Here is a 12,208-nt window from a genome sequence, read left to right as displayed (position 1 = left end):
ACAACTTTAAGGTAGTAGTGGCGAAGACACCGTCTATTTTGCTTGGCTTTGTAACAACCTCTGATTATATCGTTTAGGTGTGATTAAGTCGTTAGCCACCAAGAATCCCTCTGCTTTAGCTGTAGGGAGTGTGTCAAATCCAGATATAAACCACCATCATAATGCTCATGAAGCAATGGCAAAATTAAATGAAATATACAGCAATATGGCAGGAAAGGAATAATAAAATTTAAAGGAATAAGAAAAAGAGTTGGCTAAGAAAAAATCTCATACCAACTCTTTTGTTATTTGATTATATTATGGTAATTGATTCCCTGACGATAAATATAACTCGTACCAATCTTCTCTTGAAAGCTGAATATCACAAGCTGTGACAATTTCATTTAAACGTTCTTTATTGGTAGTACCAGCTATAATCTGCATATTGGCAGGATGTCTTAAAATCCATGCTGCAGCGATAGCAGTTTTTGTAAAACTATATTTATTTGCCATCTTCTCTAATACCTCATTCAATTTAGTATAGGAGTCATTTCCAATAAATGTTCCCTTCCAATCAGGCATTTGAAATGGAGACCATGTTTGTATTGTTACATCATTTAAACGACAATAGTCAAGCACACTTCCATCCCTCTCTATTCCTCCATCTGTATGCATATTTACTTCAATTCCATTTGTAACCATGTTGGCGGTTGTTAAACTAAATTGTAGTTGGTTAATAATAAGGTACTGCGAAACATATTTTTTAAGAAGCTCTATCTGCATTGGTTTATGATTAGATACTCCGAAGTGTCTAACTTTTCCGCTATTTTCTAGTTTATCAAATGCTTTAGCTACTTCTTCAGGTTGAACTAAAGCATCAGGTCTATGAATTAAAAGTACATCAAGGTACTCTATTTGTAGACGTTTTAAAATACCATCTACAGAGGAGATAATATAGTCTGAAGATTGATCATAAAATCCATCTCGTATTCCACATTTTGACTGAATAATCATTTGCTCACGCTTTAATGTTGAATCTTTTTTTAACACCTCTCCAAATAAATCTTCACTTTTACCAGAAGCATATATATCAGCATGATCAAAATAGTTAATACCATTTTCGATTGATGTATGTAAATATTGATTTAATTCTTTTTTACTAAGTGAACTTAATCTCATACATCCTGATATAATTGCTGGTACTTCAAGATTTGTTGTTCCTAATTTTATTTTTTTCATATAAATTACCACTTCCTATATCTATATTTACATATTATATTTATCAATTCTATTACTTCAAGTACAACATCTAAAATAACATTTCAAATATCAAAGGGGTTTGGTTTATCTATAAAATAAGTTAATAATATACTAAATGAAATGGAGCAGAAAAAAATACCTCCTCTATTACGTAAAGTTATTGAAGTGGGTTTAAATTCTCTTCACCACTCATACTTAAGATAGTTTGAACCAATAATTCAATTTCATTTTCAATATCTATAAGACTAGTAGTTTCACAAGGGGCATGCATATACCTAAGAGGTAGAGAAACAAGAGCAACAGGAACCCCCTTGCCAGTCAATCGTATCTTGTCTGCATCAGTACCAGTATTTCTTGGAGTAAGCTCATACTGGATAGGAATAGAATTATCTTTAGCAGCTTTTTCTAAAATTTCATTAATCTTAGAACTTATAGGAGCGCCTTTAGATAAAATAGGTCCCTTACCAAGAGTACAACATCCACTTTCAGTTTTATCAATCCCTGGATAATCTGTTGCAAAAGAAACATCACAAGCTATACCAATAGTAGGCTCTATATGGCTAGCAGCAAAATAAGCCCCACCCATATTTGTTTCCTCATTTACAGTACTTACAGCATAAACAGCTACATTAGGATTTTTGTCAGATACTCTTCTAAGTACTTCGGCAACTATAAATGTACCAGTTCTATTGTCTAGACCACGTCCAACGAAAGTATCATTTAGCATATACTCATAGTCAACGTCATATATTACATAATCGCCAATCGAAACAAGCTTTTCTATTTCTTCTTTGCTAGTAGCTCCACAATCGATAAACAAATCTTTGGCCTCTATTTTATCGCTAGCACCACCTTGATGCTCAGCTCTAACACCAACAACCCCTTTAATAACACTAGTTTTAGTCAAAATTCTAACTTTATTTCCAAGAGCTAATTTAGGATTTATGCCTCCCGCTTTAGCCACATATATAAAACCGTTGTCATCTATGTAATTAACCATATAAGAAATTTCATCACAATGACCTGCAAGCATTACCTTAAAAGGCTTGTCTGGATTTACAGATGCCATAACATTGCCAATAACATCAGTTTCAATTTTATGGGCAAAACATTTAACATAATCAATCCATAGTTTTTGTATCTCTATTTCATTACCAGATGGAGAAGGTGTCTTGATAAGGTTTTCTAAAAAAAGTTTTGATTCGTGTCTCATAATAGTAGTTCCTCCCAAAATATGTATATATTTCAATTGTATTACAAATAAAAAATTAAGTATATATAAAGTATTAACTTTTACTATCATAGACATAGTCTTGGATACAATAATTATTATTTTACAGCATATAAAAATAAAAATAGTATGGATTTTTACTAAGTAAAAAATATATACTTTTACTTAGTAAAAACATTGACATTAACATAAGATATATACTAATATTAAATCAAAGAGAAAGTGTTTTTCAAAAGAGGGGGATTATTATGAAATTAAAAAAAGTAGTTTCGTTATTAACAGTAGCTATCTTATCAACGACATTATTGGCTGGATGTAGCTCCACTAAAAATGAAGAGGCAGGCGGCAAAACTAAATTGAGATTTGCAACTTGGGATTCTGAAGAAAGTTTAGCACTACAAGAAGGTCTAGTAAAAAAATTCAATGAAGAACACGATGATGTAGAAGTAGTATTAGAAGCCTATGGTTCAGAATTTGATACTAAGTTAGCTGCGGGAATGGGAGCAGGAGATACTCCAGATTTAATGTATATGTGGAATTATCCATTATACTCAGGTGCTTTAGAACCACTAGATTCATACATAGAAAAAGAGGGAGCAGATTACAAGAACTCATTCTTTGAAACTCTATGGAATTATAACTCTTATGAAGAGTCTACATATGGAATACCAGTAGGATATACAACTCATGTAGTTTATTATAATAAAGATATATTTGATGCAGCTGGAGTTGAATATCCATCAAGTGAATGGACGTGGAAAGAATTTGAAGAAACAGCTAAAAAATTAACTAATAAAGAAAAGAAAACTTATGGCTTTGGATTCTCAGCAAAACCAGATCCATATGACTTTGAAATGATGTTATGGAACAATGGTACATCATATTTGGGGGATAATGATGAGTTAAAAGGCAACGTTAACTCTAAAGAAGCAATAGAAGTTTATCAAGCTTATCAAAAAATGGCTAAAGACGGTATAGCACTACCTACAGAAGGTTCTGGTGGGACAGAAATGAAAGCTGGTAGTATAGGCATGTTTATAAATGGTTCATGGTCAATTACAGGCTTTGAAGAGCAAGGATTAAACTTTGGAACAACTGTAATACCTACTTTTAGAGAAGGTAATAAAGCACCAAGTGTAGTTAGTTCATCAGGAATGGCTATGTCAAAAGATTGTAAGAATAAAGATGCTGCATGGGAATTTATAAAGTTCTGGACTTCAGAAGATGCTAACAAAGCAAGAATAGAATACGAATTACCAGTAATAAAATCAGTAGCAGAGTCTGAAAAATTACTAGAAAATGAAATATACAGCCCATTCTATACAATGTTAGAGCAATCAAAAGAATATACACCATCATCATTTAAAGTAAAAGATTGGACTGAAATATCAGAAGAACTATCTACAGTTCAAGAAGGTATATTTAATCCAACTACTTTAAGAGATCCAAAACAATCACTAGATAGCATAGCTAAATAGATACATATGGGCTATCATCAGATGGCCCATATAAATATATTAAAGAGGTGTTTAGATGAACGCAGTTGAAAAAAATACTTTAGAAGTTAACAATACTAAAAAGAAAAAAGGTAAATTAAAAGAAAAAATAACACCATACTTATTTATAAGCCCATGGATAATAGGATTTATAGTTTTTACAAGTGGTCCATTAATATTCTCATTAATAATGAGTGGATTTGATTGGCCAGTAATAGGAAGTCCTGAATTTGTAGGATTTGGAAATTACATTAAGATGTTCACAGAGGATCAACAATTTAGAGATTCAATATTTTTAACACTTAAGTTTGCAGTAATATTTGTTCCTCTTAATTTAACTTTAGCCTTAGTATTGGCATTATTAATATCTCAACCAATAAAAGGAATAAAGATATATAGAACTATATTTTATATACCAACAGTAGTATCAGGAGTTGCAATATCTATAATATTTGGATGGATACTAAATTCAGAATACGGAGTTTTCAACTATTTATTATCTTTAATCGGAATAGATGGTCCTAAATGGCTACAAGACCCTAACTGGGCAATAATTGCAATAGTAATCGCAAGTGCATTCGGTGTTGGTACAATGATGCTTATATTCTATACAGCAATAACAAGTATAGATAAGACTTACTATGAAGCAGCAAAACTAGACGGTGCATCAAGTGTAAGATGTTTCTTCATGATAACATTACCATTAATATCGCCAACAATATTATTCAATTTAATAACTTGTACTATAAGTGCACTTCAACAATTATCACTGGCACTTTTATTAACAAGTGGAGGACCAATGAAGTCTACGTATTTCTATGGTCTATACGTATACAACAATGCATTTAAACATCATAAACTTGGATATGCAAGTGCAAATGCATGGTTTATGTTTATTATAATACTTCTACTTACAGCATTAATATTTAGATCATCTTCAATGTGGACTTTCTATGAAACGGAAGTTGCAACTAATAAGTCTAAGAAGAAAGGAGCAAAAAAATGCAAATAAGTAAGGGAAAGAAAATCTTTTTATATATAATTTTAACGATAATTGCAATATACTTTTTATTTCCGTTTGTATGGATGGTATTGACAGCAGTAAAAACTGAAGGGGAGGCATTCACATATCCACCTAAAATATTGCCATCAGTATGGAACTTTAGCAATTTCGTAGAAGCATGGAAGTCTCAACCATTTACAACATACTTATTAAACACTTTAACAATTACAATATTAACTACTTTAGGTCAAGTAGCATCATGCTCTTTAGTAGCCTACGGATTCGCTAGATTTAATTTTAAAGGTAAAAATATATTATTTATGTTACTTTTAGCTACAATGATGATTCCTTGGGATGTTACAATGATACCTTTATATATGCAATTCAAATCATGGGGATGGATAAATACTTTAAAACCATTAATAGTTCCATCATTCTTTGGGTCAGCATACTACATATTCTTACTAAGACAGTTTTTAATGACTCTTCCAAAGGACTTTGAAGAAGCAGCTAAAATAGACGGAGCGAATTCGTTCCAAATATTTTCAAAGGTGTATTTCCCTATGATGAAAGCACCATTGATACTAGTAGCAGTATTAAATATGTTAACTGTATGGAATGACTATTTAGGTCCATTAATTTTCTTACAAGACAGAACTAAGTATACTCTAGCATTAGGACTAGCATCATTTAAAGGAGTAAATAGTTTGCAAATAGTACCTATAATGGCTATAACATGTATGATGGTAATACCTCCAATAGTATTATTCTTTATGGCACAAAAGTATATAGTTGAAGGTGTAAGCGGGGGAGTAAAAGGATAGACAGAAAGGGAGACGAATTATGAATAGAGAACCAAAGTTATGGGAAAACATTGATATACTTCATATAAATAGAAAAAAAGAAAGTACGCTATATTATTCGTACAATAATAGAGATGAAGCTTTTACATATGATGAAAGTAAAAGTAAGGGATATAAATTACTAGATGGTCAGTGGAAGTTTATGTTTTTAGAAGCTCCACAGTTTTCACCAAAAGGGTTTAATGAAAAAGATTATAATACTGAAAATTGGGACGACATAAAAGTTCCTAGTAATTGGCAAATGGAAGGATATGGAAAAATGCACTATACTGATTTATATTATCCATTTCCAATAAATCCACCATTTGTACCAACTGAAAACCCAACAGGAATATATAAGAGAAAGTTTACTTTAGATGAAAACTGGATGAATAAGAAAACAACATTAAGATTCCACGGAGTAGACAGTGCTTTTGAAATATGGGTAAATAGTGAATATGTAGGATATAGCAAAGGAAGTAGAATGCAAGCGGAGTTTGATATTACAAAGTTTGTTAAGGCAAAAGAGAATGATATAACAGTAAGAGTTTATCAATTCTCAGATGCTACTTACTTAGAAGACCAAGATATGTGGTGGCTAAGTGGTATATTTAGAAGTGTAGAACTAGTAAATCAACCAGATACATATATTAGAGATATAAAAATAGAAACAGATTTAGATGAAAATTATAGAGATTCTAACTTAAAAATAGATTTAGATTTATGTAATGAAGCAGTACAAGATAAAGATTTAAAAGTAAATCTTAAATTATTTACTAAGGAAAATGAAGTAATATTAGACACTTATAAAGATATAAATTTAAAATCAAATAATAATATAACAATAACTTTTAATGAATATATAGAAAATACATTAAAATGGACTGCAGAAGCTCCAAATTTATACAATCTTGAAATTACTTTAATAGATAGTGAAAATAATGAAGTAATACAACTTGTACCACAAAGAGTAGGATTTAGAAAAATAGAAATAAAGGATGGCAACTTCACAGTAAATGGAAAAATAATTATGTTAAATGGAGTAAACAGACATGATTATGATCCAGAAGGTGGAAGAACTGTATCTAAAGAAAATATGATAAATGATGTTGTATTAATGAAACAAAATAACATAAATGCAGTTAGAACATCACATTACCCAGCTAACTCTTACTTATACGATTTATGTGATGCATATGGATTATACGTAATAAGTGAAGCGGACCTTGAGTGTCATGGATTTGAATTAACAGGAAATTATAACTGGATAAGTAATAATACAAAGTGGGAAAAAGCATATGTTGATAGAGTAGAAAGATTAGTACAAAGAGACAAAAATCATCCTTGTATAATAATGTGGTCGCTAGGAAATGAATCTGGATTTGGTCATAACTTTATATCTATGGCAAATAGATGTAGAGAAATTGATTCAACGAGACTAGTGCATTATGAAGGTGACTTTGATGCTGTTGTAAGTGATGTATATTCTACAATGTACTCTAGAATCTATAGATTGATAGAAATAGGAGAAGACTGTGAAGGTAAAAAACCTCATGTACTATGTGAGTATGGTCATGCAATGGGCAACGGTCCTGGAGGATTAAAAGAGCATCAAGATGTATTTAGAAAGTATGATAGATTACAAGGTGGATTTATATGGGAATGGTTTGATCATGGTATAAAACAAGTAAATGATGATGGTAAAGAGTTCTATAAATATGGAGGTCAGTTTGGGGATTATCCTCACAATGGTAACTTCTGTATAGATGGACTTATAATGCCAGATAGAACACCATCTCCAGCACTTAATGAATACAAAAAAGTAATAGAGCCTATAAAAACAGAATGTGTAAATTTAGAAAATGGAGAAGTTAAAATAACTAACCTATATGATTTCTTAGATTTAGCACATATAAGTCTATTATGGGAAGTAAAAGCTAATGGAAAAGTTTTATCTAATGGAGAAATAGTAGACTTAGATATTCATAGTAGAGAAAGTAAGATAATAAATATAGACTATAAAGTAGATGAGATAGAAGAGAACACTACTTACTACTTAAATATAAGATATATAACTAAAGAAGAAACTTTATATAGTGACAAAGGTCATGAGATAACAAAAGAACAATTTGAACTACCATTATACATAGAAAAAATAAATGTAGATGTAGTAGAAAACCAATTTGATATAAATGAAGATGAAATAAGATTAACTATTGAAAATAGCAATATGAGTATAGTATTCAATAAGGTATACGGATTTGTAGAAACTATAAACCATGGTGACAAAGAAGTTATTAAAAATGGACCAAAGCTAAACTTCTGGAGAGCTCCTATTGATAATGATATGTATAAAATAAAAGACTGGAAAGAAAAGTACTTTATACATATGATGAGTCATGATTTAGAAAACTTTGATTACTCTATAAAAAATAATAATTTAGAAGTAGTGGCTAATTATTATGTAGGTGCAGTAAATCAAGGATGGGGATACAAAGTACAATACATTTATACAATATATTCAGATAGAATAGAATTAAAAATAAGTGGTGATCCTCAAAAACTTCGCTTAAATAGTCCAGACATGATTCCTAGAATAGGAATAAAGCTAGACTTAAATAAAGAATTTGAAAATGTAATGTGGCATGGAAAAGGTCCTGGTGAAAATTATGTAGATTCAAATACAGGATGTGTCGTTGATGTTTATGAAACTACTGTAGAAAGTATGCATACTCCATATGTATATCCACAGGAAAATGGAAACAGAACTGAAAATAAATGGGTAAATTTAAGTGGAGAAAATGAGAATCTATTTATAACTTCAACTAGTCCATTTGAATTTAGTGCACACAACTATACTTTAGAAGCACTAGAAGAAGCTAAACATGATCATGAAATACAAAAAAGTGATTTTGTACAGTTAAACTTAGACTATAAGCACAATGGTCTTGGAAGTAATAGCTGTGGGCAAGATCAATTACCAGAGTATAAACTTACTATAGAAAGTTTTGAATTTGATTTTGAAATAAGACTTAATAGTCTATCACCTATAGAAAACAGCAAGATAATATTCAAAAAAAATTAAAAATACTTTAGGGGAAGATATGATGATTAGAGATATATTTTGTAATGAAATAAAAGATATAATGAGTGATGATAGTTGGGTTATATACCAAGACAACTATAACTATAGAGAAAATTTAAAATACGAAACAATATTTGGATTAGCCAATGGGTACATGGGAACTAGAGGTGCATTTGAGGAAGGGGCTAGAAATAGCCTTCCATGCACTTTTGTAAATGGAGTATTTGATAAAGCAGAAACTTTTATGAGAGAACTAGCAAACCTTCCAAACTGGTTAGGTATAAAATTATATATAGAAAAAGAATTAATAGGAATTGAGGACTGCGAAATATTAGAGTTTCATAGAGCATTAGACATGAAAAACTCAATGTTAGTTAAAAAAGTAAAACTAAGAGATTATCATGGAAGAGAAACTTTAATAGAGGGCATAAGATATGTAAGTAGAAATAATGTTCATAGAACAGGAATAAAACTATACTTAACACCTCTTAATTATAGTGGAATTGTTGAAATAGAAAATATTATTGATGCTTCATTAATAAACTTTGGTGATGCTCCAAGATTTAAGGTAAAGCATACTGAATTAACTAAAAATGAATCTATTGATAAAAATGGATTATATGTAGAAGTTAAAACTAGAGATTTTGGATTACATGTAGGTACAGGATGTATGATGAAGGCTTACGATGAAGCTGGAAATAATAGAATTAAAAATAGACATTTCAATGCATTTGGAGAAGTAGGAATAGAATTTAATGACTTTGATGCTAAAGAAAATGAAACTATAGTAATAGAAAAGTTTACATCTATTTACACAGAAAGAGAAGTTGAATTAGACAATTTAAAATCAACTATAGCAAATGATTTAAATGAATTTACAAATGAAGGCTTCATAGACGAATTTGAAAAACACGTAGAAGTATACTCTAAAATGTGGGATATGGCTAATATAGAAATAGATGGTGATTTTGAATTAGATAGAGCTATTAGATTTAATATATATCAATTAATGAGTACAGGAAATGAAAAAGATGACCATATTAATCTAGGAGCAAAAATGCTACATGGTGAAGAGTATGGAGGACATGCCTTCTGGGATACTGAAATATTCATGTTACCATTTTTTGCTTACGTATTCCCAGATACTGCAAAAAATCTAGTAGGATATAGATATCATCTATTAGAGGCTGCTAGAAAAAATGCATTATCGAATGGTTATAAAGGAGCAAAATATCCTTGGGAATCAGCAGATACAGGAGAAGAAGAATGCCCAGACTGGACTATAGAACCAGATGGAAGCTGTTATCGTTGTTATGTAGCTAAATATGAACACCATGTAAGTGCAGCAGTAGCTCATGGAATATATAACTACTACAAAATAACAGGGGATACTGAATTTTTCCTAGAAAAAGGTGCAGAAATACTATTAGAAACAGCACGTTTCTGGAACTCAAGATGTGAATACAATAAAGAGTTTGATAGATATGAAATAAATGATGTAACTGGTCCAGATGAGTGGCATGAACCTGTAAACAACAACTGCTATACAAACTATTTAGCAAAATGGAACATAGAGTTAGCTATGGAAATTGAAAAAATGCTAAAAAATGATTATCCTCAGGATTACAAAAGAATAACTGAAAAAATTGGATTTAATGAATCAGAGATCACTGTATGGGAGAATACAAAAAATAAAATATATCTTCCTAGAAAAGAAGGTACTCAATTATTAGAACAATTTGAAGGATATTTTGACTTAATGAATTTAGTAGTTGAAGAATATGATGAAAATGATATGCCAAAAAGACCGGCTAATCTAAGAGAAATAGGAATTAGAAATACTCAATTTATAAAACAAGCAGATGTAGTTATGTTGATGTATTTATTAAAAGATGAATTTGACTTAGAAACTAAGAAAATAAACTATGATTATTATGAAAAAAGATCATTACATGGTTCATCACTAAGCCCAAGTATATACTCTATAATGGGTCTTGAAGTAAATGATGAGTCTAAGGCATATAGATATTTAAGAAGAGGTGCATTTATAGACTTAAAAGATTTACAAAAAAATACTCGTGAAGGTATGCATGCTGCTAATGCAGGAGGAGTATGGAAGACTGTTGTGTTTGGATTTGCAGGTATGTATATAGATAGACAAGGTGAGTTAAAGTTTAATCCTAAAATGCCTAAAGAATGGAAGCACTTAAAGTTCAAGATAAACCATGGCAAAAACAAGTATGAAATAAATATAAATAGTGAAAATGAAGTTTGTACTAAAATATTAAACGAAAATACGTGTTTAGTTTAACAGTAGATACTGTGCAGTATTAAATATTGCACAGTATTTATTTGAAACAGGATTTTATAAGGAGGTAATGAATTGGGAGCATACACAGGAAAGTTAGGGCTTCTTATAGTTGCGATTATTTGGGGAAGTGGATTTGTAGCTAGTCAAATGGCATTAGATGCAGGACTTACTCCGAATCAAATAATGACACTTAGATTTTTTATAGCATCAGTATTGATGGTAACTATATTTTTTAAAAAAGTTAAAAATATAAATAAAAAGGCTATTAAGTCGGGTGTAATTATAGGAATATTTTTATTCATAGCATTTTCTTTTCAAACTTATGGGTTAATATATACAACACCATCAAAAAATGCATTTATTACAGCGATAAATGTTGTAATAGTACCATTTATAGGATATCTAATATATAAGCGAAAGTTAGATACTATAAGTATCGTAAGTAGTATAATTGCAATTGTAGGCATAGGAATATTATCTTTAGAAGCTGATTTATCATTTAACTTAGGAGACTTCCTAACATTAATATGTGCAGTAGGGTTTGCAATGCATATATTTTTTACTGGAGAATTTGCAAAGGATAATGACCCAATAGTACTTACAACAGTACAATTAATAACAGCATTTGTTCTTTCAGGAATATTGCTTATTTTCAGCAAAGAAAGTGATATAATAATAAGTGCAAAAGGACTAGGAGCTGTAGGTTATCTAGGAGTGTTTAGTACGACTATAGCATTTTTATTGCAGACAATATGCCAAACAAAAACTACACAAAGTGAAACGGCAATAATATTATCAACAGAAGCTATATTTGGAACAATACTTTCAGCAGTAATATTACACGAAGTAATAACGCTAAAGATGATAATAGGAAGTAGTTTAATATTTTTCTCAATAATAATGGCAGAAACAAAACTATCATTCTTATTTAAAAATAAAAATATTAAAGATAAAAATGACAAAATAAAAATATATGAATCTGAATGTTAAGAAAGAGGGGT

General features: G+C 30.3%; 8 protein-coding genes. 6 read left to right on the top strand and 2 right to left on the bottom strand.

Annotated elements, in window-relative coordinates:
• Positions 1-297: 297 nt before the first annotated feature.
• Entirely contained in the window at positions 298-1,230 is a 933-nt protein-coding gene (locus ACRC03_RS19720; RefSeq protein ID WP_438654320.1) for an aldo/keto reductase, read from the bottom strand.
• Positions 1,231-1,396: 166 nt separating this feature from the next.
• Positions 1,397-2,452 carry a hypothetical protein gene (locus ACRC03_RS19715; RefSeq protein ID WP_438654319.1) on the bottom strand — a complete coding sequence of 352 codons (1,056 nt, stop codon included), beginning with the start codon at positions 2,450-2,452 and terminating at the stop codon, positions 1,397-1,399.
• A 266-nt stretch (positions 2,453-2,718) separates the two neighbouring features.
• On the opposite strand from ACRC03_RS19715, the gene ACRC03_RS19710 reads away from it, so the two are divergent.
• The 6 genes from ACRC03_RS19710 to ACRC03_RS19685 all read left to right on the top strand — a co-directional run bounded on the left by ACRC03_RS19710 (position 2,719) and on the right by ACRC03_RS19685 (position 12,197).
• Positions 2,719-3,948: an extracellular solute-binding protein gene (locus tag ACRC03_RS19710; RefSeq protein WP_438654318.1), complete on the top strand. Its 1,230-nt coding sequence runs from the start codon at positions 2,719-2,721 to the stop codon at positions 3,946-3,948.
• 55 nt (positions 3,949-4,003) lie between these two features.
• Positions 4,004-4,978, top strand: a complete 975-nt coding sequence (locus tag ACRC03_RS19705) for a carbohydrate ABC transporter permease (RefSeq protein ID WP_438654317.1) — start codon at positions 4,004-4,006, stop codon at positions 4,976-4,978.
• The gene (locus ACRC03_RS19700) at positions 4,969-5,793 is read left to right on the top strand and encodes a carbohydrate ABC transporter permease (protein ID WP_438654316.1); all 825 of its coding nucleotides are present in this window, start codon (positions 4,969-4,971) and stop codon (positions 5,791-5,793) included. The genes ACRC03_RS19705 and ACRC03_RS19700 overlap by 10 nt, the downstream gene beginning before the upstream one ends.
• A gap of 19 nt (positions 5,794-5,812) precedes the next feature.
• On the top strand, positions 5,813-8,896 hold the full coding sequence (gene ebgA / locus ACRC03_RS19695) for a beta-galactosidase subunit alpha (protein WP_438654315.1): 3,084 nt from the start codon (positions 5,813-5,815) through the stop codon (positions 8,894-8,896).
• 19 nt (positions 8,897-8,915) lie between these two features.
• Complete coding sequence (locus ACRC03_RS19690; RefSeq protein ID WP_438654314.1) at positions 8,916-11,207, top strand: glycoside hydrolase family 65 protein; 2,292 nt, start codon at positions 8,916-8,918, stop codon at positions 11,205-11,207.
• A gap of 72 nt (positions 11,208-11,279) precedes the next feature.
• Entirely contained in the window at positions 11,280-12,197 is a 918-nt protein-coding gene (locus ACRC03_RS19685; protein WP_438654313.1) for a DMT family transporter, read from the top strand.
• The last annotated feature ends 11 nt before the right edge of the window (positions 12,198-12,208 follow it).

This window comes from Romboutsia sp., assembly GCF_051659545.1.
Classification (GTDB): Bacteria; Bacillota; Clostridia; order Peptostreptococcales; family Peptostreptococcaceae; genus JBOFOR01.
Note: the sequence above shows the minus strand (reverse complement) of the source record. Positions and strands in the feature narration are given on the sequence as shown.